Origin of the sequence: Stenotrophomonas sp. TWI1409 (genome assembly GCF_039673015.1) — a bacterium.
Classification (GTDB): domain Bacteria; phylum Pseudomonadota; class Gammaproteobacteria; order Xanthomonadales; family Xanthomonadaceae; genus Stenotrophomonas; species Stenotrophomonas maltophilia_A.
Genome location: NZ_JBDJKU010000008.1, coordinates 58,025 through 80,716, shown reverse-complemented (window position 1 = coordinate 80,716; position 22,692 = coordinate 58,025). Strand labels below are relative to the sequence as shown.

Sequence of the window (22,692 nt, the reverse complement as noted above, 5' to 3'; positions counted from 1 at the left end):
TATGGACCGATTGACCGCCATGACCGTGTTCGTCGAGGTGGCCGAGCGCGGCAGCCTCACCGCCGCCGCCGAGGTGCTGGACATGTCACGGGCGATGGTCAGCCGCTACCTGGCCGAGGTCGAGAGCTGGCTGGGCGCACGCCTGCTGCACCGGACCACGCGCCGGGTCAGCCTGACCGGCCCCGGCGAGGCAGCGCTGGCGCGCTTCCGGCAGATGCTGGCGATCGGCGAAGAACTGCAGGGCGAGCTGGCCAGTGATGATCCCGAGCCGCACGGTACGCTGCGGGTGACCGCCAGCGTCTCATTCGGGCAGAGCCACCTGGCGCGGGCGGTGGCCGGCTTCGTGGCGCGCCACCCAGCGGCACGCATCGAGCTGCTGCTGGTCGACCGCACCGTGAACCTGGTGGAGGAGCGGGTGGACCTGGCCGTGCGCATCGCGCGCCAGATCGATCCCAGCCTGATCGCACGGCGGCTGGCCACCTGCCGCTCGGTGCTGTGCGCGACGCCGTCCTACCTGCAGGCACGCGGTACGCCGACCGCCCCCGAGCACCTGTCCGCGCACAACTGCCTGACCCATCACTACGTCGGCAAGAGCCTGTGGCAGCTGCACCGCGATGGGCGTTCGCTGTCGGTGGCGGTGGGTGGCAACATCAGTGCCAACGAGGCCTCGCTGCTGCTGGAGGCGGTGCGCGCCGGTGCCGGCATCGCCATGCTGCCGACCTACCAGGTGGCGCCGCTGCTGCGCAGTGGCGAACTGATCGAACTGCTGCCCGAATTCAGCCTGGACGAACTCGGCATTCATGCCGTGTACGCGTCACGGCGCCAGCAGCCCGCTATCATGCGGCGATTCCTGGATTTCCTGGGCGAGTGTTTCGCCAGCCCGGCCTTCCAGGATCTGGATTGGCGCCCACCGGGCAAGGAGAACACATGAACCATGGACAGGCCTTGATCGACCACAACCGTGCTGCCTGGGACCGCCAGGCCAGCGAAGTGCGCGAATGGTCGCGCCCGGTGGAAAGTTCAACGATTGCCGCCGCGCGCGAAGGCCGCTGGCAGGTGCACCTGACGCCCCGCGCGTTGCCACTGGACTGGATGGGTGATGTGCGCGGCCGTCGCATCCTGTGCCTGGCCTCGGGCGGTGGTCAGCAGGCACCGGTGCTGGCCGCTGCGGGCGCTGACGTCACCGTGTTCGATCTCTCCGACGGGCAGCTGGAACAGGACCGCAGGGTCGCCGCGCGCGATGGCCTGCAGCTGCGCACCGTGCAGGGCGACATGCGCGATCTGCACGTGTTTGCCAACGACAGTTTCGATGTGGTGTTCCACCCGATCTCGAACCTGTACGTGCCTGATGTGCGCCCGGTGTGGACCGAGTGCCGCCGCGTGCTGGCACGCGATGGCATGCTGATGGCCAGCTTCTACAACCCGGTGCTGTTCGTTGGCGCGCGCGATCCGCAGCTGGATGCACAAGGCCTGATCCGGCCACAGTACGCCATTCCCTATTCGGACCTGGAAGACCTGGCGCCGGCCGAGCGCGAGGCGAAGCTGGCACGGGGTGACGCGCTGACCTTCGGCCACAGCCTGACCGAACTGATCGGTGGTCAGCTCGATGCCGGCTTCATCATCGATCGCTTCATGGAAGACTGGCAGCCGCAGCCGCGCTTCCTGATCGATCGCTATCTGCCCACCTTCCTGGCGACCCGCGCGCGCCGGATCGGCTGAGGCGGATCGGCGCAAAAACCAGCGGCGTACAATGGACGGCCCCACGTCATGCAGGTGCCGTCCCTTGTCGTATCCCTATCCGCTGGTCGTGTTCGACCTTGATGGCACGCTGGTCGACAGCGCCGCCGATATCGCCGAAGCACTGAACCGCACGCTGGAGGACATCGGTGTGGCACGCGTGCCGGAAGCCACGGTGCTGGGCTGGATCGGAGATGGTGTGCGCCGCCTGGTCGAGCAGGCCGTGCATGCCGCCGGTCGCGAAGTCGACCTGGCCGAAGTGATGCCGGTGTTCATGGTGCACTACCGTGAGTGCCTGCTGCGCAGCCCGCGCCTGTTCGATGGCGTGGCCGAAGCGCTGACGCAGCTGCGTGCGCGCAACGTGCCGCTGGCGATCTGCACCAACAAGCCCGAAGCGCTGGTGCCACCGCTGCTGCAGCACCTGGGCATCGGTGATGCGTTCGCGCTGGTGTTGGGTGGCGACTCCCTGCCGCAGCGCAAGCCCAGTGGTGAACCGCTGCGGCACGTCGCCGCGCACTTCGGGCTGCCGGTGGACGCATGCCTGATGGTGGGTGATTCGTTGACCGACTACCGCGCCGCCGAAGATGCGGGCATGCCGATCGCACTGGTGCGTTACGGCTATCCGCGTGGCCTGGACCTGGCCACCGCGCATGCGGTGGCGGTGATCGACGACCTGCGTGAGTTGCCGGGGTTGCAGGGCTGATGCAACGGACATCCCTGGTCGCCGGCCGGTAACCCGGGCCGACGCAATGGGTAGTGCCGGCCGTTGGCCGGCAATCCCGGATCGGCGCATTGGGTAGTGCCGGCCGCTGGCCGGCAACCCGGGATGCGTTGCCGAAGGTCATGATGTTGCCGGCCAGCGGCCGGCACTACCATGACCGTCGCGGTCACTTCGGCTGGTAACGCACGCTCAGCTGGTACTCGCGGCCCGGCTGGTTGAACCACGCCACGGTTTCATAAGTGCGGTCGAATACGTTGGCGGCGCGCGCCAGCAGCGACCACGACGGCGTCAGCGCGTACTCGGCGCGCAGGTCCAGCGTGCCGTAGCCGCCAACCTTCACCGAGTTGCTGGCGTTGTCATAGCGCTTGCCTGCACCCTGCACGGTCAGGCCGGCGCGGAAATCGCCGAAGCGGCGGTCGATGTCCAGGCGTGCGGTCTGCTGCGCGCGGCGCGGCAGCCAGTTGTCGAACTGGGTGCTGCCGTGGGTGCGGTTGCGCGGGTCGGTATAGCTCAGCTGCGCATTGATGTCGAAGCCGGCCAGCAGCATGCCACCAGTCAGCTCGGCACCACGGATGCGCGCCTTCTCCACCTGCTGCATCTTCATCGTGGACGCATCGTAGGTGATCAGGTCATCGATGCGGGTCTCGTACACATCCAGGCCCCAATGCCAGCCCTGGCCCTGCTGCGAAACACCGAGATTGGCGCTCTTGGACTTCTCCGGGTTCAACGTCGGCACCCCGCTCCACGGGTCGTACAGGTCGCTGAAGGTCGGCGCCTTGAACGCCGTGCCGTAGCTGGCATTGACGCGCAGGCCGTGCTCCAGTTCCATCGCCCAGCCCACGCTGCCGGTGGCATGGTTGCCGAACTGCTGGTTGTCGTCATTGCGCGCGCTGGCCTGCAGCTGATGGCGGCCGAAGCGACCCTGGTACTGCACGAACACGCCGGTGTTGCGGCGGCTGCCGACGAGATATCCGGCGCTGCTGCCGTCCAGGTTGTCTTCGCTCCAATCCACGCCTGCACTCAGCAGCTGGCCCTCGGCCACGCCGAAGTCGCCCTGCAGCGAGGCGCTGTCACGATGGGTCTGCGCGCTGCCGAACACCCCCGGTGCGCCGAAGTTGTCCGACTCGTTGTCACTGCGGCCGACGTTGGCTGTGAAAGCCAGGCGTTCAGACGGGGTGTAGCGCACTTTGCCAGCGAGCACCTGCTGGCGGGTTTCCGAATAGTTGTAGTAACCGTCGTAGTGGTTCTTGCCGTCGGCGCGCAGTGCGCTGCCTTCCACGGTCCACTGGTCGTTGAAGCTGTAGCCGCCGCGCAGGCTCTTGGACAGGTTGCGGTAGCCGTCACGGTCGTGCTCGTCGGCAAAGCAGCCCGCGGTGAACACCGAGGCGGAGCCGCGGCAGGCATCGATGCCGTCGGAATGCTGGTAGGCGATGTCGGCGCCGAACCAGCCGCGTTCGGTGCCACCGCCGATGCCGCCGCTGGCTTCGCGCAGGCCGTTGCTGCCACCGCCGAGCTGGAAGTGCGGAGCGAAATCGCCCTGGTTGCGGCGGGTGAAGATCTGGATCACGCCACCAATGGCGTCGGCACCGTACAGGCTGGACTGCGGGCCGCGCACGATTTCCACGCGTTCGATCTGCGCCAGTGGCAGGTCCTGGTACATGGCCAGGCCGAGGTCGGCACTGTTGATGCGCACGCCATCCACCAGCACCACGGTGTGGCCCGAGTTGGTGCCGCGCAGGAACAGCGAGCTCTGCTTGCCGAGGCCGCCGGAGTTGGTCAGGTTGATGCCGGCGCGGCCGCGCAGCAGTTCCTGCAGCGACGTGGCCTGGCTGGATTCGATCTGCGCGCGGTCGATCACCTGGGCCGGCGCGATGCTGTCCTGCAGGGCGATCGGGGTGCGGGTGGCGGTGACCAGGATCTGGTCGAGCGCGGTGGTGTCATCGGCGGCCTGGGCCAGCGCGGGCAGGGCGGCCAGCACGGCCAGGGACAGCATTCGGGACTGCAGCTTCATGGGGGACTCCAGGTGCCACGCACGCCCGCGTGGCGAAGGGGAGGAGCCGCGAAGGCAGGCATGCGCCGACGCCGCAGCGCAGGCTGCGGTCATCCAGCGCCATGCCCACCGCATCGCGACCTGAGGCTTCCTGGCCGGTCTCCGGGCTTGCCGCCGGGTGGCGCGAGGCCACCGTCCAGGCGCCTTCCCATGCCTGCGGCACAGTGGCGTTGTTGCCTGGAACTGACGTGCTTACCGTTGCGGGGGCAGCGCCGGCATGGCGTGGAAACACGCGTCACCGGCTTCCCGTTTCAACCTGCCGGCCGTGGCCGCAGGTCACCTGGAAGTGCGCGCAGTCTACGGCATCGCAGGCGGCCCGTAGCGTCGAGCCTGCTCGACTGCCTTTGCTGTGCCCTTAGAATGGTCCCTCGATCCCGTGGTGCCGTTGCCGATGTCCGCCCGTTTTCCGCTTTTCCCGCGTTGCCTGTACAGGACGCACGCATGATCCTCGACCTGGTCCGCCATGCCGGCAACGGTCGCGATGAGTTCCTCGATGGCCGCAGTGATCCACCGCAGCTGGCCCGCCTGCCGCAGGAACTGGTCGACGCCTACGCTGCGCAGCCCTGGGAGCGGGTGATCAGTTCGCCGCGGCTGCGCTCGCTGCACACGGCGATGGCCCTGGCCACCCCGCGCGGGCTGGACGTGGAAGCAGACGAGGAATGGGAAGAGCTGGATTTCGGCGATTGGGACGGGCAGTCGCTGTTCGACCTGCCGGAGGATGCATTGGCGGCCTTCCATGCCGACCCGCATGCATTCCCGCCGCCGAACGGCGAAAGCTGGGGCCACTTCGAGCGGCGCATCGCGCGCGCGCTGGATCGCCTGCTTGATGATGACGATCCGGTGCCGACGCTGGTGGTCAGCCACGGCGGCCCGCTGCGCATGGTGCTGTCGCAGGTCTGCGGCCTGCCGATGTCGCTGTGCTGGGCCCTGCGTATTGACCACGGCACGCGCCTGCGGGTGTGGCTTGAGCGCGGCGAGGTCGGGCTGGTGGGCGAACTGCTGGAGCTGCAGCAGCCCTGACCGCACTCGCCGGGCATGACCCGGCGCTACCGATCCCGCATCGCAGTGGTAGTGCCGGCCGCTGGCCGGCATCCCCAGGAACGCGGAGGCCTCAATCCTCGTCCGCGCGCTCGGCCACGCTGTCCTCAGCGTCGTCGTCAGCATCGAAGCGCTGCTCATGCACTGGGCCCGAAGCGGGGCCGGCCGCCTTCAGCGGATGCGCAGTGATGCGCGCTTCGTAATCCTGCACCAGCGCCTCACGCTGCGGCTCGCTCAGTTCCTGCCAATGGCAGTCCAGCAGCGCGCCTTCCAGTGAATAGAGCAGGTTCAGGCTGGGCTTGAAGCCGGCGCGCTTGACCTTGACGAAGGCACCGACCGCGCCGATCGCAACCAGATCCTCGCGGCTGCGCAGGCCGACCTGACGCAGCCACGCCGCACTCTTCGGGCCGATGTTGCGCAGCTTCGGTGCGCTCATCCCAGCGCCTCGACGAACACGCGGGCGATCGCTTCCAGGCCGGCTTGGTCGTCGGCATCGAAGCGGCCGACTTTCGGGCTGTCGATGTCGAACACGCCGATCAGTTCATCGCCGCGCAGCAGTGGCACCACCAGTTCCGAACGCGAGGCCGAATCGCAGGCGATGTGGCCGGGGAAGGCATCGACGTCCTCCACGCGCTGGGTCACGCGCTGGCTGGCGGCGGCACCGCACACGCCCTTGTCCAGCGGGATGCGCACGCAGGCCGGCAGGCCCTGGAACGGGCCGACCACCAGTTCCTTGCCGTCGTACAGGTAGAAGCCCACCCAGTTCAGGTCGGGCAGAGCGTGATAGACCAGTGCGGAGAGGTTGGCCGCGTTGGCGATGCGGTCGGACTCGGCGTAGACCAGGCCGCGGGCCTGTTCCAGCAGCTGGGCGTATTGTTCCGGCTTGCTGCCGGTGAGCGAGGCATTGGCGAACATGCCCGCAGTCTAGCAAGCACGCCGGGCCGGCGATAATGCACGCTCTGTTGCCCCGCTGGAGCTTATCGATGCCGTTGCCCGCCACGCTGCCGCCTGCCCTGTTCGTCACCGGCACCGATACCGAGATCGGTAAGACCGCGGCCAGCACCGCGCTGCTGCATGCACTGCGCCGGCGCGGCCTGCGCGCAGTCGGCATGAAGCCGGTGGCCAGTGGCAGTGAGGATCTGGGGCAGGGCCTGCGCAACGAGGACGCGCTGGCGCTGCAGGCGGCCAGTTGGCCGGTGCCGGACTATGCCGACCTGAACCCGTACGCGCTGCGGCAACCGCTGGCGCCGGAGCTGGCCGCTGCCGAGGATGGCGTGCAGGTGGAGCTGGCGCCGATCATGGCCGCGTTCGCGCGGCTGCGTGCTCAGGCCGATGTCGTGGTGGTGGAGGGCGTTGGCGGTTGGCTGGCGCCGGTCTCGGCCACGCTGGACCAGCTTGACTTGGTGCGCGCACTGCAGCTGCCCGTGCTGTTGGTGGTGGGCATGCGGCTGGGCTGCGTCAACCATGCGCGGCTGACCGCGCAGTCGTTGCAGGCCAGCGGCGTGGAGTGCCTGGGCTGGATCGGCAACCACATCGACCCGGTGATGCAGCGCCAGGATGAGAACATCGCGACGTTGCAGCAGCGCCTGCCGATGCCGTGCTGGGGGCGGCTGCCGTATCTGCCGGGAGCGGATGGCGAAGCGCTGTCGGCGTACCTGCTCGAGTGATCCTGGGTAGTGCCGGCCGCCGGCCGGCCACTGCATCCACTCGGCGATCCCGTGGTTGCCGGCCAGCGGCCCGCGTTACCGTGCTGCAGCCGCCAGCTCCCGCGCGATCGCACCCAGCCGCTCCACCGCACCGATGAAGCGCGCATCCAAGGTCTGGCAGCACGACAGCCGCAGGCAGTGGCGGTAACGCGCACCACGCGAATACACCTGGCCGGGCATGAACACGATGTCCTCTACCAGCGCACGTTCGAACAGCTCACGCGTATCCACGCCCGGCAGTTCGAGCCACAGCAGGAAGCCGCCTTGCGGCTCGGTGGCACGGGTGCCGGCCGGGAAGTGTTCGGCCACCAGCTGGCGCAGCCGTCCCACCTGTTCGCGGTACAGCCGGCGCATGCGATGCAGGTGGTGTTCGTAGCTGCCTGCTTCCAGATACGCCGCCACCGCATCGCCCAGCAGCTGCGGTTCGCCACCGGTGGACTGGAACTTGAGCAGTGCGATGCGCTCGGCGAAGCGCCCCCCGTCCAGCCAACCGATGCGGTAATCCGGCGCCAGCGTCTTGGAGAAACCACCGACCACCATCACCCAGCCATCGCGATCGAAGGCCTTCAGCAAGGGCGCCGGCGGTTCGCAGAACTGCAGCTCGGCGTACACCGCATCCTCGATCAGCGGCAGTTGCCGTGCGTTGACCAGTTCGGCCAGGCGTTGCTTGGCGGGTGTCGGCATGGTGCAGCCCAGCGGATTGTGCACGGTGGGCATCACCACCAGTGCGGCCAGCGGCGTGTGCTCCAGCAGCGCATCCAATGCGTCGACATCCAGCCCGTGCTGCGGGTGGGTGGGCAGCTCGATGGCCTGCAGGCCGAGGTTGGCCAGCAACGGGTACAGGTTGAAGTAGGACGGCGCCTCGATGCCCACCGCATCACCGGGTTGGGTAACCGCACGCAACGCCAGCTGCAGGGCCTCCATCGCGCCGTGGGTCAGCAGCAGCCGCTCGCTATGGGTGTGCAGGCCCATGCGTGGACCGCGACGCACGATCTGCGCCAGCAGCCTGGGGGAGCCGTTTGGGCGCGCATAGGTTTCCACTGTCTGCTGGCCGTGCCGCAGCACCTGCGCGGTATGCCGGGCCAGCTGCGCGCCCGGATAGAACTGGCGCCCGCGCGGACCGGCGAAGGCCAGGTCGATCACTCCGGAGCGACGTTGTGCCTCCAGCACGCGCGCCATCAGCACCTGCTGCAGTGGTGCGGTGGGTGCGGACGGGGTATCACGCAGCGAACGCTCTGGCACCGACAATCGCGGCGCGACCTCGAAGCCGGCCTTGGGCCGCGGAATGACCAGGCCGGCGTCCTCCAGCTGGCGATAGGCCGCGATCACCGTGTTCAGGCTGAGCCTTCGCTGCAGGGCCATCTGCCGCAGTGAAGGCAGGCGGCTGCCGACCGGAAGGCGTCCGCCGTGGATGGCTTCGGCCAGTTCATCGGACAGCCGTTGGTAGCGGGGTGGGATCATCGCGCCCTGGTCATCTGTATCCATCGAATTTCCCGCCATCTGGTTCTGTACCCATGATGATGGCGAGCCTAGCATGTCGTTGTCGGACGGGCCTGATCGGGGCACGGCCGATACTTCCCAAGCGCACGGCTGGATGGCCGTGCGTCTTTTTTTGGAGGTGGTACCGGTCGCTGGCCGGCGATCCCCAGATCCGCAGGAGCCGGCCAGCGGCCGGCACTACCCGGGTCGTTACCGCATCGGCACCAGTGCCGCGTCGCGCCGGTACAGCGCCGGGAACTGCTTGCCCAGTGCCGCCAGCTTCGGTGCGTCGTAGTAGCGGATGTAGGCCGCCTGCGGGTAGTTGGTCATGTAGTTCTGGTGGTAGCTCTCGGCCGGGTAGAAGTGCTGGCCGCTGACCAGCTGGGTGACGATCGGTGCGCGGTAGCTGCCGGCCTGGCCGAGCTGGGCGATGTAGGCGCGGCTGGCCGCCTGCTGGCGTGCGTCATCACTGAAGATCGCCGAGCGGTACTGGCTGCCGTGGTCCGGTCCCTGTCGATTGAGCTGGGTCGGATCGTGCACCACCGAGAAGAACACCTGCATCAGCTGGCCATAGCTGACCTGGCGCGGGTCGTAGTCGATCTTCACCGCCTCGGCATGACCGGTCTGGCCACCGCTGACGCGCTCATAGCGCGCATTGGCCGCGCTGCCACCGATGTAGCCGGACACCGCATTGCTCACGCCTTTGACGTGCTGGAACACGCCCTGCACGCCCCAGAAGCAACCGCCGGCGAACACCACGCTGGCATGGGTGGCGTCATCGCGGAACGCGGCGTCGCCGCTGGGCGCCGGTAGTGCCTTGGCCTGCGCGCTGGCTTCCAGCGGTGCCGCGACTGCGCCGTGGTCGACCAGCAGCACGCCAGCGATCAATGCAGTAGCTACCAAGCCGGCGACACCGGCGGCGATACCTTGTTCAAAAGAGAGTTTCATCGTGTGCTCCCGTTTCAACCGAAGGTGAAGGCATAGGCCTGCACGCCCGCATCGAGAAATTCGATCTCGAAGCGATGCGGGCCGACCGCGCCGCGCTGGCGCACCAGCTGGTACAAGCGGTGTTCGTTGACCACGCCGCTGCCATCGGCGCCGACATCGCTGCCGGCATCGGCGGCGGGCAGCGGCTTGCCATCCAGCCAGACGCGGAAGCGCACTGGCTTGCCGTCCTCGTTCGGTGCCAGCACCAGGTGCAGGTCACGTGCGTGGAACTGGAAGGCGATGCGGCCACCGGCCTGCTGCAGCTGTGCGGCCTCGTCGGTGACGGTCCAGCGCCCGGACAGTCCCCATTGGTTCAACGCCAGAGTGGTGGGCAGCGTGTAGTCGAACGCGGTGTCGCTGCGCTGCCCGCCGGGCGAGGCGAACTGCTCGGCGCGGGCGTGGCCCAGATAGGTTTCCGGTGAACGCAGGTTGCCCATGTCGGCCTGCGCGGCCACGCCCTTCAGATCGGCGGCGGCCGGATCGGCCGGCGGCGGCAGATTCGACTGGCCCGCTTCGGTCAGCAGGCGACGGATCATCTGTTCCGAGCGCGCGTAGTTGCCTTCGCCGAACTGGTGGCCGCGGATGTTGCCCTGCGCATCGACGAAGTACTGCGCCGGCCAGTAGCGGTTGTTGAACGCGCGCCAGATCGTGTACTGGTTGTCGAGCGCCACCGGGTACTCGACCTTCAGCTGCTGCACCGCCTTCATCACGTTGCGGGGGTCACGTTCGAAGGCGAATTCCGGCGTGTGCACGCCGACCACCACCAGGCCGTGGTCGCGGTAGCGGCGTTCCCATTCGTGCACGAACGGCATCGCGCGCAGGCAGTTGATGCAGGAGTACGTCCAGAAATCGACCAGCACCACCTTGCCGCGCAGCTGCTGTGCACTCAGCGGCGGGCTGTTGAGCCAGCCGGTGGCGCCATCCAGCGCGGGCAGGGTGCCCTCCACCGGCAGCGGTGCATCGGCACCGGCATTGGCACCGGCCATCATCATCATCGGCGGTGCAGCCGGCTGCGCGCCCGGCACTGCGTCCAGCAGGCTTTGCTCGATGCGCGCGGTGCTGACCGTGGACAGGCGGGTCAGCAGGCCGGTATCCCAGCCGAGGCCGATCGCCACGACGGCCAGCAGCGCGGCCACGCCCAGTACCTTGCGCAGGACATCGCCGAGGCCGAGCCGCGCCTGCATCGCGCGGAACACCCGGCCGCCGATCCACACCGCCAGCGCCAGTGCGGTGATCGCACCCAGTGCATAGGCCAGCAGCAGCGCAGTGGTGCCGACGCTGGCGCCATGCAGGGCGGCGCCGGTCAGCACCAGGCCGAGGATCGGCCCGGCGCACGGTGCCCACAGCAGGCCAGTGGCGATGCCGATCAGCAGCGAGGTCCACGCGCCGCCGTGCCCCGCGGCATCCGCCGCATCGGCGCGTGCGCTCAGGCGGGCACCCACGCGCTGGAACGGTGCCAGCAGGTGGTCGGCCAGCCGCGGCCAGAGCAGCGCGATCGCGAACAGCGCCATCAGCAGCAGGGCGATCCAGCGTCCGACCTGGTTGGCCTGTGCCACCCATTGGCTGCCCACCGCGGCAAGGCTGGCGACCACGGTGAAGGTGAGCGCCATGCCCAGCAGCAACGGCAGCGTGCTGCGCAGGAACGGGCGATCGGCACGCGCGAACACGAACGGCAGCACCGGCAGGATGCAGGGGCTGAGCAGGGTCAGCGCGCCCCCGAGGTAGGCAAGCAGCAACAGCAGCATCGTCAGGCTCCGGAAGCAGGGGAAGAACCGACCGGCACCCGCCAGCCGTCGGCAGTGCCAGCAGGGGCACCGGGAACGAACACCATCGCCGCACCGTTCATGCAGTAGCGCAGCCCGGTCGGGCGTGGCCCATCGTTGAACACATGGCCGAGATGGCCGCCGCAGCGGCGGCAGTGCACCTCCACCCGCAGCATCCCGAAGGTGACGTCGCGGTCTTCGCCGATGGCGTTGTGCAGCGGTGCCCAGAAGCTGGGCCAGCCGGTGCCGCTCTCGAACTTGGTGGAGGAGGAGAACAGCGGCAGCGCACAGCCGGCGCAGGCGAAAGTGCCCTGCCGATGTTCCTTGTTGAGCGGGCTGCTGTACGGGCGCTCGGTGGCCTGCTGGCGCAGCACCGCGTACTGCGCCGGGGTCAGTTGCTGGCGCCACTGCGCATCGCTGTGCATGACCTCGAACTGTCGCGACGGACGCGCTTCGGCGGCGGCCGGGGCTGCGCGGCTGCAGGCCCCCAGGCCGAGCAGGCCGGCGGCGGTGGCAACACCGCCCAGGCCCAACAGATGGCGGCGGGTTAGGGACATGGCGGACTCCGGGAAGGGGCGACGGGGCCATGCTGCGCCCGCCCGGGTCAACGAATCCTCACGCAGGATTCAATTTTTCGTGAGGTATCGGCGGCCGTCCCGCGCCACAATGCAGCCAGCTTCCCCACTGGCCCCGAGCTGCCAATGTCCACCAAACGCGTGCTGATCGTTGAAGACGATGCCCACATCGCCGACCTGCTGCGCATGCATCTGGGCGATGAGGGCTACGACGTCGCCCATGCCGCCAGTGGCGACGCCGGCCTGCGCCTGCTCGAGCAGGACGGCCCATGGGATGCGCTGGTGCTGGACGTGATGCTGCCCGGTGTCGACGGCCTGCAGGTCTGCCAGCGTGCACGCGCGATGGCGCGCTATGTGCCGATCATCATCATAAGCGCGCGCGGCAGCGAAACCCAGCGCATTGTCGGCCTGGAGCTGGGCGCGGACGACTACCTGGCAAAACCCTTCTCGATGCCGGAACTGGTGGCACGGGTACGCGCGCTGCTGCGCCGCGCCGAGGCGATGGCGCAGAGCGCGCGCATCGATGCCGGCGCAATCGAGCTGGGTGGGCTGCAGCTGGATCCGGTCGCGCGCACCGCGTCGGTGGATGGCAATACGTTGGAGCTGACGCCGCGCGAATTTGATCTGCTGCTGTTCTTCGCCCGTCATCCGGACCAGGTGTTCGCGCGCATGGAGCTGCTCAACCAGGTCTGGGGCTATCAGCACGATGGTTACGAGCATACGGTCAATACCCATATCAACCGCCTGCGCAGCAAGATCGAGCCGGACCCGGCCAACCCGCGGCGGCTGCTGACGGTGTGGGGCCGCGGCTACAAGCTGGTCGACCCGGCCGGGGCGGCGGCATGATCAAGCCCAATCTATGGCAGAAGCTGGCGGCGGTGATCGCCGCGCTGATGCTGATGTGCTGCATGGCGTTGCTGGCACTGCAGATGCGCGCCAACACCCGCCATGAGCAGGAAGTGGTGCAGCGGCTGTCGCTGGGCCTGGCCGAACACATCGCCCAGCGCAGCGAACTGATGGACACCAGCGGCATGCGCGATGCGGCGGTGCGTGCGCTGTTCGGCCAGCTGATGGCGGTCAATCCCAGCGTCGAGGTCTACCTGCTGGACGACCAGGGTCGCATCCTCGGCCACGATGCACCCAGTGGGCATCTGGTGCGCAACAAGGTGGACGTGGCACCGTTGCGTCGCCTGCTGGCCGGTGCGCCGCTGCCGATCCTCGGTGATGACCCGCGCAGCGCCGATGGCCGCAAGGTGTTCAGCGCCGCACCATTGATCGTGCAGGGCCGGCCGGCCGGCTATGTATACGTGGTGCTGGTCGGCGAGCACCGGCAGATGCTCGCCGACGATCTTGCCGCGGGCAGCCAATGGAACACCACGCTGTGGTCAGTCGTGCTGGTGGGGGGCCTCGGCCTGTTTGCCGGGCTGGTGGCGTTCTACTGGGTGACGCGTCCGCTGCGGCGCCTGACCCGACGCATCCAGGCGTTCGACATCGACGCGCCGACCCCACTGCCGCCGCCGGAGCCACTGCGGCCCGGTGAGCGCGATGAACTGGTGATCCTGGAACACGCACATGCGCAGATGGCGCAGCGCCTGGGGGAGCAATGGCAGCAGCTGCGCCAGCAGGACCTGCAGCGGCGCGAACTGGTGGCCAACATCTCGCATGACCTGCGCACGCCGTTGTCGTCGCTGCACGGCTACCTGGAAACGCTGGCGCTGAAGGACGCCACGCTGTCCCCGGACGAGCGCCGCCGTTACCTCGGTATCGCGCTGGCGCAGAGCGCCAAGGTTGGTCGGCTGGCGCGCGCGCTGTTCGAGCTGGCGCGGCTGGAGCATGGCGAAGTGCGCCTGGAGTGGGAAGTGTTCGCGCTGCCGGAACTGCTGCAGGACGTACTGCAGAAATTCGAGCTGGCGGCGCAGGCACGCAACCAGCGCCTGCACGCCGCGTTCCCGCCCGGCCTGCCGCTGGTGCGTGCCGACCTGGGCCTGGTCGAGCGCGTGCTGACCAACCTGCTCGACAATGCATTGCGGCACGCACCGGAAGGTGGCCGGATCGAAGTGTGCCTGCGTGCGACCGCGGACAGCATCGAGGTGAGCGTGGCCGATGATGGTCCCGGCGTGGCAGCGGCGCTGCGTGCGCAGTTGTTCCAGGCGCCGGCCGCGCTGGGCGCACGGCGTGGCGAGAACGGTGGGCTTGGCCTGCTGATCGTGCAGCGGATCGTGCAGCTGCATGGCCGCCGCATCGAACTGCGTGACAGTGAGCGTGGCGCGCTGTTCGTGTTCGCGTTGCCGCGCGCGGAGCCGGCGGCCTAGCAGGCCGCCTCGCTCTCCACGGCACCGCCGCTTTCCAGCGGCAGGTGCAGGCGGATGCAGGCACCGCCCAGCTCCGAATCGGTCACTTCAACGTGGCCGCCATGCTTGTCGGCCACCACCTGCACCAGCGCCAGGCCGAGGCCGAAACCGGGGCTGCCCGGATCCAGCCGCACATAGGGTTGCAGTACCTGGCCGCGCAGTTCGGGCGCGATACCGGGGCCGTCGTCCTCCACCTGCAGGCACAGCCAGCCGTCGTTGACCGTGCTGGCGATACGGATCTGCCGCCGTGCGTAACGCAGGGCATTGCCGAGCAGGTTGCGCAGCGCCAGTTCCAGCATATGCCGGTTGACGTTGACCAGGCCTGCCGGCGACAGCACCTGCTGTACCGGCAGCGGCAGCGGTGCGAACTGGGCCACCACGCCACGGACCAGTGCCGCCAGCTGCAGGCGCTGGCGGGTCAGCTGATGGCAGCGGCCCAGCGCGGCGTACTCGACGCCGGCATCGGTGAGGTGCTGCAGGCGATCGACGTCGGTGCGCAGGCCACCCAGCGCATCGCGCTGGATCTCGTCGAGTGCGGTGTCCTCCAAGTCGGCCAGGCCGAAGCGCATCCGCGCCAACGGCGTGCGCACTTCATGCGCGACCGCCTGCGCCAGCACGCGCTGGCTCTCCAGCAGCTGCTGCAGCTGCTCGGCCATGTGGTTGAAGGCATTGGCCAGCGGCCGCACCAGCGCGGTGCCGGCACGCGGCGCACGCGTATCCAGCTGGCCGTCGCGCATCTGCCGCGCCGCCTGTGCCAGCTGCGACACATCGCGCCACAGGCGGTAGACCATTACATACATCGGCAGCGCCACGGCCACCATCAGGATCAGCAGCAGGATCGCCACGCCGGACACTTCGCTGTCCTGCCAGCCTTCCTCAGGCAACGCTTCATCCAGTGGCCCCAGCATCACGGCATAGTCGCTGTCGCCGATCCGCTGCAGGCTGCGCATGTGTTCCAGGTCGATCTGCACACGGCCGTTGTTGAACGGCGGTCGCTGGCTGGCCGACAGCGCCTTCTCCGCCTCGGCCAGCGGCACCATCCGCAGGGCATAGGCGAAGTCGGCGTCGAGCCCTCGTGCCAGCGCCGGCCACTGGTCACGTGGTGTTTCCGCGAAGCGTTGCTGCAGCAGCGCATGGGTGCCACGCATCTCGGCCAGCAGGCTGGCTTCGGTGCGGTCTTCCAGCAGCGCATCCCAGGCCCACAGGCCCAGCACGATCAGCAGCAGGTGGGCGACCAGGAAGCCGATGCCGTAGCGCAGGAAGTGGAAGGCGTGGCCGCGCATCGCCGAGTGCGTGCGCTTCATCCCCATGCCGAGCGGCTGAACAGGTAGCCGCGTCCACGGACGGTCTTGATCCGCTCGGGTTGTTCAGGGTTGTCGCCCAGCTTGCGGCGCAGGCGCGAGATGCGCGCATCGATCGAACGGTCCAGGCCGTCAAAGGCGATGCCACGCAGGCCGCGCAGCAGCGCATCGCGGTCCAGGATCTGGCCGGCGTTGCTGGCCAGCAGGAACAGCAGGTCGAACTCGGCCGTGGTCAGCTCCAGCAGGCCGCCCTGCAGGTGCACGTTGCGGGTGGACGGGTCGATGTTCAGCTCGCCGAAGCGCAGGCTGCCGTCGCGCGGTTCGACCCGGCGATGGCGGCGCAGGTGGGCACGCAGGCGGGCGAGCAGCACCCGCGGTTCGATGGGTTTACCGATGTAATCGTCGGCCCCCAGCTCCAGTCCCAGCACCTGGTCGATGTTGTCGGTGCGGGCGGTCAGCACACAGATGATGCCGTCATAGTGGGGCCGGATCTGCCGACACACTTCGAAACCATCCTGGTCGGGCAGGCCGACATCGAGCAGGACCAGGGCCGGCTTCTCGGCCAGGATCCGGGCCACCGCGCGCTCACCACTGCGCTCATGGGCCACCTGATAGCCATGCCGCTGCAGATAGTCGCTGACCATCGTACCCAGGCGGGCATCGTCTTCAACCAGTACGATATCCAGCATTTTCAAGGCCTCCGTGGGCGCAAACGTACCGCCACGGCACGAGCGCGGCGATGCTATCCCAGCCTGCGGGCCGCCCGGGTCCCGGGGGCGGGCGCCATTCAGCCGGGGTTGCTGGCGCTCGGGCCGGGCCTCAGGCCTGGCAACAACTTGGCGTCCAGCATAGCTTGTTGCCGTTACAAAACGTTACCTTCGTGATACGTCTGGTGACCATCGCTGACAGCAAAGCGACTGACGCGGGGCAGGTGGGGCGCCGAGCATGGAGTCTCCTCCGCTCCGCGTGCCGTTCCCATGTCGCTCGCCGCCCCCTGCCTGCTGAACCCGTCCCGCCGCTGCCGCTGCGGAGGTGCCCGATGAGCGGCGTGGTCGGGGCGTGGTTGCCGCCCGCCGAGGACGAGCATCTGCTGCAGCAGCTGGCACCGATGCTGCGCGCCCTGCAGCAGCGTGGCCGGGGCCGCATCGGTTACTGGACCGACGCCGAGGCCGGCCTCGCGCTGGGCCATTGCCGGGCGCCGACCGATACCCCGCTGCAGCCGCTGAGCTCGGATTGCGGCCGCTACGTGTTGTGCTTGGACGGCCGCCTGTACAACCGCGCCGACCTGCAGGCGCAGCTGCGCGAGCTGCCACGCAGCTGCAGCGACGCCCGGCTGCTGCTGCAGGCGATCGTTGAATGGGGCGTAGAGCGGGCGCTGTCGCGTATCGAAGGCGCGTTCGGTTTTAGCGTCTGGGACCGTGAGTCGCGAGCGTTGTGGCTGGCGCGTGATCCGGTGGGCGAGCGGCCGCTGTATTACGGCTGGTTCCAGGGCCAGTTCCTGTTCGCTTCGGAAATGAAGGCGCTGCAGGCCTTCGCCGGTTTCGCCCCGAGCATCGACCAGGATGCGCTGAGCCTGCTGCTGCGCCACGACTATGTGCCGGCGCCGCACACCATCTACCGGGGCATCCACAAGCTGGTGGCCGGCGCGGTGCTGCGCGTCGATCTGGATGACCACGCTGCCGGCGGTTCCAGCCAGGCGGCGGAAGGGGGCGCGCGCTACTGGTGCGCACGCGATGCGATGCAGAGTGCGCTGCAGGAACCCCTGCAGCCGGCGCCGAGCCTGGAACAGGCCACCGACCAGCTGGAAGTGGTGTTGCAGAAGGCGATCGCGGCACGCATGCATTCGCCGCTGGCCTGCGGTGCGTTCCTGTCTGGCGGCACCGACTCGTCGCTGGTGACCGCGATGATGCAGGCGCAGTCGACGCTGCCGATCGAGGCCTGGACGGTCGGCTTCGACGATCCCGGCCATGACGAAAGCGATTGGGCCTCGCAGGTCGCGCGCCACCTGGGCGTGCAGCACCATCTGCACCGGATGGATGCGCGCCAGGGCCTGGATCTGCTGCAGCGCCTGCCGCAGGTCTGGTGCGAGCCCTTCGCCGATGCCTCGCAGCTGCCGACCCTGCTGGCCAGTGAACTGCTGGGCGCGCGCAAGCCGGTGGCGCTGACCGGCGACGGTGGCGATGAACTGTTCTTCGGTCATCCCAGCTATGGCCGCGCACTGCGCAATGCACGCCTCTGCGGTGGCTTGCCGGACTGGGTGCGTGATCTGGCGCGGCGCAGTGGCAACCGCATGAACGTCGAACGTGGCCGCCTGGGCGGTTGGCGTGCGCTGGTGGCCGAGGTTGCCGCCAACGATGTGGAAGGGCATTACCTGCAACGTGTCACCCGCTGGCGGCAGCCGGCGCAGGTGGTGCTGGGCGCACGTGAGCCGATGACGATCTTCCAGCAGCAGGACACCGCGCTGCCGGCCGAGGCGCGCATCCAGCTGTTGGATTTCCGCATGGATCTGGCCGAGGGCATCCTCGCCAAGGTCGATCGTGCGGGCATGGCGGCGGGCGTGGAGACGCGTGCGCCGCTGCTGGACATGGAGGTGGTGCGTCTGGCCTGGCGCCTGCCGCAGCACCTGAAGTACCACGATGGTGAGCACAAGCGGATCCTCAAGCACCTGCTGGCGCGCTACCTGCCGGAACCGCTGGTGTACCGTCCCAAGCGCGGCTTCGGCCCGCCGATGGCGCGTTGGCTGGCGGGCCCGCTGCGCGATTGGGCGGAGGCGCTGCTGGACCCGCAGCTGTTGCGCAACCAGGGGTGTTTCGATGTTGCGCGCGTGCGCGGTATCTGGGAGGCGTTCCTGCGTGGCGAGCGCAAGTGGCACACGCACCTGTGGAACGTGCTGATGTTCCAGGCGTGGCACCAGCATTGGCACGGTGGTCGCGGGCGCTGAGCCGTTTCTGCATTGCGTGCAGCGGATTGAATCAGCGTGGCGCGGGGCGGATGCCCTTGCGTACGAATGTCCTCCGGCGCCTAGTTGAAAGGCGCCACGAGCGCTGCGCTTTACCTGCCGTAAGCCGAGCCTCGTCGGGGCGGGCAGGGGTCTGGGCAAAGTAAAGGAGGAGGTGACGGCCAACGGCCGGCGCCGGGGGACATTTGCCCAGGCCCCTGCCCGCCCCGGCGGGGCCCCTCAGCTCGCAGAGAGTCCAGACGAGGAAGCGCTTTGGAATCCGAACGCCAGGCAAAAAAAGACCCGGCAGAGGGAGGGATCTGCCGGGTCCGGATTGCGTGGGGGGAGGGACCCACGCAATGAGCGTTGCGTCGCGTCAGTGGTTGTTCGCGTCCGCCGTTGATTCGTTGTAGCCCTGCACCAGTTCGGACCAGGCCTTGCCGGCCTGCAGGCTGAGACCGACTACGTCCTGCTGGGCCTGGCCCAGCCGCTGCAGGTTGTCCTGCCACAGCTGTGCGCCCTTGTTGAGCACCCCGGCCGCGTCGTCACTGCGGGCCAGCTCGCCGAGCCAGCCGCCGGTCGCGGTCAGGTTGCGCTCTATCGCCTTCAGCTGCACCCCGAACATGCTTTCCGCGTTCTCCAACGCCAACCGGTTCGCGCGCGTTGCCGCGGCGGCGAGCTGGCGGGTGGCATCACTGAAGCGATCGCTGAAGGCGGTGGCCATGGGGGCATCAGGGAGTGGCTTGATGCAGTGCAGCATACGCCGTTGATGCGGCAATGCAACAAAAATAACAAAGGCGCCCAGGGCGCCTTTGAAGGACCTTTCAGATCAATGGGTTGATCAGGCTGTTGGGCCGCGGTAACGGCAACCCGAGGTGCAGGTTTCGTGCACGGTGATCTCGCTCAGCGCCGGCAGGCTCGGCTTCAGCTCGTTCCAGATCCACACCGCCAGGTTCTCGCTGGTCGGGTTCTCCAGGCCGGGGATGTCATTGAGGTAGTGATGGTCCAGGCGGTCGTAGATCGGCTGGAAGGCCGCCTTCACGTCGCCGAAATCCATGATCCAGCCGGTCTGCGCACCCGGCTCGCCCTCGACCTTCAGTTCCACCCGGAACGAGTGGCCGTGCAGGCGCGCGCACTTGTGCCCCGGCGGCACGTTGGGGAGGCGGTGCGCCGCCTCGAGCATGAAGACTTTGAAGATTTCCATGACGCGATTGTACGCCGCAGGTGGCCGGCCAGCCTGAGCGGATGTTGGACTTTCGTGAAGTAAGTCTTTTCATCCGGATGAAGAGATGATAGTTTCTCTTATATCCGTATGAAGAGATGTTATTGGCCGGACCCCGGCCGGGCATGGACTACTGCGGAACTTCGTCGCCCTTACCACCTCCCCCACATCGTCATGCCCAAGCACACCCTGCTCGTGGCGGCCCTGGCCGTCGCTCTGGCCGCGCCTTTGTCCGCCGCCGCCGAAACTTCCGCCGACGCCAGTGGCGAAGCCAGCACCCTGGCTGCCGTGCGCGTCACCGGTTCCAACATCAAGCGCACCGATACCGAGGCCTCCAACCCGGTGCAGGTGATCGGCCGCCAGCAGCTGGAACAGACCGGCAAGGCCACCGTGGCCGATGTGCTGCGTTCGATCTCGGCGAACACCGGCAACGCCAGCAACGAAACCACCAACAACGGCTGGGCCTCCGGCTCGGCCGGCATCGGCCTGCGTGGCCTGTCGCAGAAGAACACGCTGGTGCTGCTCAATGGCCGTCGCCTGGCCAACTACGGCTTCCCGGCCGGTGGCCTGTCCGACACCTTTGTTGATCTCAACGCGCTTCCGCTGGTCGCGGTCGAACGCATCGAAGTGCTCAAGGATGGCGCCTCGGCGGTCTACGGCTCCGACGCCGTGGCCGGTGTGGTCAACATCATCACCCGGCAGAACTTCGAAGGCGCCGAGATCGGCGGCAGCTTCGGCGGCGCCGACCAGGGCGGCCTGCACGAGCAGAACCTGAAGTTCGTCGGCGGCCTCGGTGATCTCGATACCGACGGCTACAACATCCTCTTCAGCCTGCAGGGCTACAACCGCGAACGCCTGGATCAGGACGAACGCAACCTGACAAAGAGCGGCATCTACACCGACAAGCCCGGCGGCCGCTGGAACGGCTGGTCGGCCAAGGGTGCGCGCTATCTGGTCAACGGCGTGTCGGTGCCGATGCTCGATGCCAACGGTAACTGCCCGACCGGTACCACCCGCGTTGCCAGCGCGCCGATCGACGGCCTGGCCGGTGATACCTGCGGCTTCAACCAGGCGCCGTTCACCACGCTGATTCCCTCGACCAAGCGCTACCAGGCCTATGCCAACGGTACCTTCCGCCTGAACGACAACGTCGAAGCCTTCGGCGAAGTGCTGTACAGCCAGATCAAGAGCACCGCGTGGTTTGGCAGCAGCCCGTTCTTCACCCTGGAGAGCGGCCGCTTCGCACTGAACGCGGACAGTGGCCTGGCCGAGCCGGTGTCGTCGCTGCTGCCGGCCAACAATCCGTACAACCCGTACGGCCGTGCGATCCCGATCGAGTACACCTTCTTCGACCTGGGCGGCACCCTCAAGACCAACCGCTCCACCGCTTACCGCGGCGTGTTCGGCCTGCGTGGCACCACCGCGAAGTGGGACTGGGAAGTCGCAGCGTTCGGCGCGCGCAGCAGCGAGCGCGAGAGCGTCTCCGGTGGCTTCGCCAACCGCTGGGCGCTGGCCGATGCGCTGGCCACCGGCAGCTACAACCTGCTGAACCCGGCCGCCACGCCGCAGTCGGTGCGCGACTCGATCAACATCGCCACGCTGCGTCCGGCCGAGTCCAAGCTGCAGGGCATCGATGCGAAGATTTCCGGCAGCCTCGGCCATACCTGGGCCGGCGAGATCGGATTCGCCGCCGGTGCCGAGTGGCGCCGCGAGAAGCTCGATTCCAACAACCCGTGGCAGATCGACGCCGGCCTGCAGGTGCGCCCGGCCATCGCCGAAGTGCACGGCAAGCGCCAGGTCAGTGCGGCCTACGCCGAAGTGAACGTGCCGCTGGCATCGACGCTGGAGCTGTCCGCTGCCGCGCGCGCCGATCACTACGATGATTTCGGCGATGCGTTCTCGCCGAAGATCGGCCTGCGCTGGCAGCCGCTCGACTTCCTGCTGGTGCGTGCCTCCGCCTCGAAGGGCTTCCGTGCGCCGTCGCTGTCGGAGAACTCCAACAGCACCAGCATCGCCTACGGCAGCGTGGTCGATCCGCGTGACCCGGACGTGCCGGGCTCGCGTCAGAACCCCACCTTCTTCACCGTCGGCAACAACGAACTGAAGCCCGAGCGCACCAAAAGCGTGAACTTCGGCGTGGTGCTGTCGCCGTGGGCCAACACCAACCTGAGCGTGGACTACTACCGCATCCAGCTGGACAACCTGGTCGGCACCAACAACACCCAGACCCTGGTCAACGACAACGTGGCCGGCGCCGTGCAGCGCGATGAGCGCGGCAAGCTGCAGGCGGTCTACAACCGCTACCAGAACCTGAGCGAGCTGAAGACCTCAGGCATCGACGTCGAGCTGCGCCAGCTCATCCCGACCGCTGCGCTGGGTGACTTCACCGTGTCCTCGGCCTACACCCACGTGCGCGACTACCGTCGCCCGACCGTGGTCGGCGGCCCGCTGGTCGACTACGCCGGCAGCAACCTCGGCGCGACCCTGCCCAAGGACAAGGCCACCACCACGCTGGACTGGAAGTACGGCGACTTCAGCGCAGCGGTGACCTGGTACTACACCAGCGGCTACCGCCAGGAAGCCAGCACCGCCGCCAAGGCCGTGCAGCAGCGTGTCGGCAGCTACAGCCAGTACGACCTGTACCTGGCCTACACCGGCATCGACAAGCTGACCGTGTACGCCAAGGTGCAGAACCTGGCCGACAAGACGCCGCCGTACGACGCCTCGTTCCCGGGCATCCGCGCGCCGTACGACTTCAGCCAGTACGACCTGCGTGGCCGCTACTTCACGCTGGGCTTCGATTACCGCTTCTGATCCATCTGCC

At 68.1% G+C, this 22,692-nt stretch carries 20 protein-coding genes and 1 riboswitch; of the genes, 9 read left to right on the top strand and 11 right to left on the bottom strand.

All coding sequences use genetic code 11. The features are described from left to right. Window position 1: 1 nt before the first annotated feature. The 3 genes from ABE423_RS04735 (at window position 2) to gph (ending at window position 2,440) form a co-directional block, all read left to right on the top strand. Window positions 2-931, top strand: coding sequence for a LysR substrate-binding domain-containing protein (locus ABE423_RS04735; protein ID WP_197585496.1), 930 nt, complete (start codon window positions 2-4; stop codon window positions 929-931). After that, window positions 928-1,719, top strand: a complete 792-nt coding sequence (locus ABE423_RS04730) for a class I SAM-dependent methyltransferase (RefSeq protein WP_032128731.1) — start codon at window positions 928-930, stop codon at window positions 1,717-1,719. The genes ABE423_RS04735 and ABE423_RS04730 overlap by 4 nt, the downstream gene beginning before the upstream one ends. Before the next feature lie 64 nt (window positions 1,720-1,783). Then, entirely contained in the window at window positions 1,784-2,440 is a 657-nt protein-coding gene (gph, locus tag ABE423_RS04725) for a phosphoglycolate phosphatase (protein WP_180837560.1), read from the top strand. A 184-nt stretch (window positions 2,441-2,624) separates the two neighbouring features. On the opposite strand, the gene btuB is transcribed toward gph, so the two are convergent. After that, complete coding sequence (gene btuB / locus ABE423_RS04720; protein ID WP_346485165.1) at window positions 2,625-4,469, bottom strand: TonB-dependent vitamin B12 receptor; 1,845 nt, start codon at window positions 4,467-4,469, stop codon at window positions 2,625-2,627. A 114-nt stretch (window positions 4,470-4,583) separates the two neighbouring features. Beyond that, window positions 4,584-4,807, bottom strand: a riboswitch (cobalamin riboswitch). A 142-nt stretch (window positions 4,808-4,949) separates the two neighbouring features. Between btuB and ABE423_RS04715 the strand changes: the two genes are divergently transcribed. Next, entirely contained in the window at window positions 4,950-5,528 is a 579-nt protein-coding gene (locus ABE423_RS04715) for a histidine phosphatase family protein (protein WP_032128728.1), read from the top strand. A gap of 91 nt (window positions 5,529-5,619) precedes the next feature. On the opposite strand, the gene ABE423_RS04710 is transcribed toward ABE423_RS04715, so the two are convergent. Continuing rightward, a complete protein-coding gene (locus ABE423_RS04710; protein ID WP_189720528.1) occupies window positions 5,620-5,982 on the bottom strand; it encodes a TfoX/Sxy family protein in 363 nt (120 codons plus the stop codon). Further along, window positions 5,979-6,461: a GAF domain-containing protein gene (locus ABE423_RS04705; protein WP_005407940.1), complete on the bottom strand. Its 483-nt coding sequence runs from the start codon at window positions 6,459-6,461 to the stop codon at window positions 5,979-5,981. The genes ABE423_RS04710 and ABE423_RS04705 overlap by 4 nt, the downstream gene beginning before the upstream one ends. A 68-nt stretch (window positions 6,462-6,529) precedes the next feature. Between ABE423_RS04705 and bioD the strand changes: the two genes are divergently transcribed. Next, the gene (gene bioD, locus ABE423_RS04700) at window positions 6,530-7,213 is read left to right on the top strand and encodes a dethiobiotin synthase (protein ID WP_346485162.1); all 684 of its coding nucleotides are present in this window, start codon (window positions 6,530-6,532) and stop codon (window positions 7,211-7,213) included. A 75-nt stretch (window positions 7,214-7,288) separates the two neighbouring features. Here the strand turns inward: bioD and ABE423_RS04695 are convergent, their stop codons facing one another. The 4 genes from ABE423_RS04695 to msrB all read right to left on the bottom strand — a co-directional run bounded on the left by ABE423_RS04695 (window position 7,289) and on the right by msrB (window position 12,038). Next, entirely contained in the window at window positions 7,289-8,737 is a 1,449-nt protein-coding gene (locus tag ABE423_RS04695; protein WP_346485160.1) for a PLP-dependent aminotransferase family protein, read from the bottom strand. 204 nt (window positions 8,738-8,941) lie between these two features. Then, a complete protein-coding gene (gene msrA / locus ABE423_RS04690) occupies window positions 8,942-9,679 on the bottom strand; it encodes a peptide-methionine (S)-S-oxide reductase MsrA (protein ID WP_049424850.1) in 738 nt (245 codons plus the stop codon). A gap of 14 nt (window positions 9,680-9,693) precedes the next feature. Beyond that, a complete protein-coding gene (locus ABE423_RS04685) occupies window positions 9,694-11,463 on the bottom strand; it encodes a cytochrome c biogenesis protein CcdA (RefSeq protein WP_125892473.1) in 1,770 nt (589 codons plus the stop codon). Between the two features lie 2 nt (window positions 11,464-11,465). Then, window positions 11,466-12,038 carry a peptide-methionine (R)-S-oxide reductase MsrB gene (msrB, locus tag ABE423_RS04680; RefSeq protein ID WP_125892475.1) on the bottom strand — a complete coding sequence of 191 codons (573 nt, stop codon included), beginning with the start codon at window positions 12,036-12,038 and terminating at the stop codon, window positions 11,466-11,468. 144 nt (window positions 12,039-12,182) lie between these two features. On the opposite strand from msrB, the gene ABE423_RS04675 reads away from it, so the two are divergent. Beyond that, entirely contained in the window at window positions 12,183-12,902 is a 720-nt protein-coding gene (locus tag ABE423_RS04675) for a response regulator transcription factor (protein ID WP_014645826.1), read from the top strand. After that, window positions 12,899-14,368, top strand: a complete 1,470-nt coding sequence (locus tag ABE423_RS04670; RefSeq protein ID WP_180837565.1) for a HAMP domain-containing sensor histidine kinase — start codon at window positions 12,899-12,901, stop codon at window positions 14,366-14,368. The genes ABE423_RS04675 and ABE423_RS04670 overlap by 4 nt, the downstream gene beginning before the upstream one ends. Here ABE423_RS04670 and ABE423_RS04665 read toward each other — a convergent pair. Then, window positions 14,365-15,711, bottom strand: coding sequence for an ATP-binding protein (locus tag ABE423_RS04665; protein ID WP_253143392.1), 1,347 nt, complete (start codon window positions 15,709-15,711; stop codon window positions 14,365-14,367). The genes ABE423_RS04670 and ABE423_RS04665 overlap by 4 nt on opposite strands. Then, window positions 15,708-16,397, bottom strand: a complete 690-nt coding sequence (locus tag ABE423_RS04660) for a winged helix-turn-helix domain-containing protein (protein ID WP_010484092.1) — start codon at window positions 16,395-16,397, stop codon at window positions 15,708-15,710. Before ABE423_RS04660 ends, ABE423_RS04665 begins: the two co-directional genes overlap by 4 nt. Window positions 16,398-16,747: 350 nt before the next feature. Between ABE423_RS04660 and asnB the strand changes: the two genes are divergently transcribed. Further along, window positions 16,748-18,649, top strand: coding sequence for an asparagine synthase (glutamine-hydrolyzing) (asnB, locus tag ABE423_RS04655; protein WP_121504809.1), 1,902 nt, complete (start codon window positions 16,748-16,750; stop codon window positions 18,647-18,649). 373 nt (window positions 18,650-19,022) lie between these two features. On the opposite strand, the gene ABE423_RS04650 is transcribed toward asnB, so the two are convergent. Together ABE423_RS04650 and queD are read right to left on the bottom strand one after the other, a co-directional pair. Next, window positions 19,023-19,370: a phasin family protein gene (locus tag ABE423_RS04650; protein WP_180837567.1), complete on the bottom strand. Its 348-nt coding sequence runs from the start codon at window positions 19,368-19,370 to the stop codon at window positions 19,023-19,025. 117 nt (window positions 19,371-19,487) lie between these two features. Further along, window positions 19,488-19,850 carry a 6-carboxytetrahydropterin synthase QueD gene (gene queD / locus ABE423_RS04645; protein WP_005407953.1) on the bottom strand — a complete coding sequence of 121 codons (363 nt, stop codon included), beginning with the start codon at window positions 19,848-19,850 and terminating at the stop codon, window positions 19,488-19,490. A 192-nt stretch (window positions 19,851-20,042) separates the two neighbouring features. Here queD and ABE423_RS04640 point away from each other — a divergent pair, with 192 nt between their 5' ends. Beyond that, window positions 20,043-22,682 (top strand): TonB-dependent receptor, encoded by a 2,640-nt coding sequence (locus tag ABE423_RS04640; protein WP_346485156.1) that lies wholly within the window; start codon window positions 20,043-20,045, stop codon window positions 22,680-22,682. Window positions 22,683-22,692: the final 10 nt, after the last annotated feature.

Bases quoted from the DNA above. Each gene is read 5' to 3' on its own strand.
- ABE423_RS04735 (WP_197585496.1), top strand. From the start codon at position 2: ATGGACCGATTGACCGCCATGACCGTGTTCGTCGAGGTGGCCGAGCGC.
- ABE423_RS04730 (WP_032128731.1), top strand. From the start codon at position 928: ATGAACCATGGACAGGCCTTGATCGACCACAACCGTGCTGCCTGGGAC.
- btuB (WP_346485165.1), bottom strand. From the start codon at position 4,469: ATGAAGCTGCAGTCCCGAATGCTGTCCCTGGCCGTGCTGGCCGCCCTG.
- ABE423_RS04715 (WP_032128728.1), top strand. From the start codon at position 4,950: ATGATCCTCGACCTGGTCCGCCATGCCGGCAACGGTCGCGATGAGTTC.
- ABE423_RS04710 (WP_189720528.1), bottom strand. From the start codon at position 5,982: ATGAGCGCACCGAAGCTGCGCAACATCGGCCCGAAGAGTGCGGCGTGG.
- ABE423_RS04705 (WP_005407940.1), bottom strand. From the start codon at position 6,461: ATGTTCGCCAATGCCTCGCTCACCGGCAGCAAGCCGGAACAATACGCC.
- bioD (WP_346485162.1), top strand. From the start codon at position 6,530: ATGCCGTTGCCCGCCACGCTGCCGCCTGCCCTGTTCGTCACCGGCACC.
- ABE423_RS04695 (WP_346485160.1), bottom strand. From the start codon at position 8,737: ATGGATACAGATGACCAGGGCGCGATGATCCCACCCCGCTACCAACGG.
- msrA (WP_049424850.1), bottom strand. From the start codon at position 9,679: ATGAAACTCTCTTTTGAACAAGGTATCGCCGCCGGTGTCGCCGGCTTG.
- ABE423_RS04685 (WP_125892473.1), bottom strand. From the start codon at position 11,463: ATGCTGCTGTTGCTGCTTGCCTACCTCGGGGGCGCGCTGACCCTGCTC.
- msrB (WP_125892475.1), bottom strand. From the start codon at position 12,038: ATGTCCCTAACCCGCCGCCATCTGTTGGGCCTGGGCGGTGTTGCCACC.
- ABE423_RS04675 (WP_014645826.1), top strand. From the start codon at position 12,183: ATGTCCACCAAACGCGTGCTGATCGTTGAAGACGATGCCCACATCGCC.
- ABE423_RS04670 (WP_180837565.1), top strand. From the start codon at position 12,899: ATGATCAAGCCCAATCTATGGCAGAAGCTGGCGGCGGTGATCGCCGCG.
- ABE423_RS04665 (WP_253143392.1), bottom strand. From the start codon at position 15,711: ATGAAGCGCACGCACTCGGCGATGCGCGGCCACGCCTTCCACTTCCTG.
- ABE423_RS04660 (WP_010484092.1), bottom strand. From the start codon at position 16,397: ATGCTGGATATCGTACTGGTTGAAGACGATGCCCGCCTGGGTACGATG.
- asnB (WP_121504809.1), top strand. From the start codon at position 16,748: ATGAGCGGCGTGGTCGGGGCGTGGTTGCCGCCCGCCGAGGACGAGCAT.
- ABE423_RS04650 (WP_180837567.1), bottom strand. From the start codon at position 19,370: ATGGCCACCGCCTTCAGCGATCGCTTCAGTGATGCCACCCGCCAGCTC.
- queD (WP_005407953.1), bottom strand. From the start codon at position 19,850: ATGGAAATCTTCAAAGTCTTCATGCTCGAGGCGGCGCACCGCCTCCCC.
- ABE423_RS04640 (WP_346485156.1), top strand. From the start codon at position 20,043: ATGCCCAAGCACACCCTGCTCGTGGCGGCCCTGGCCGTCGCTCTGGCC.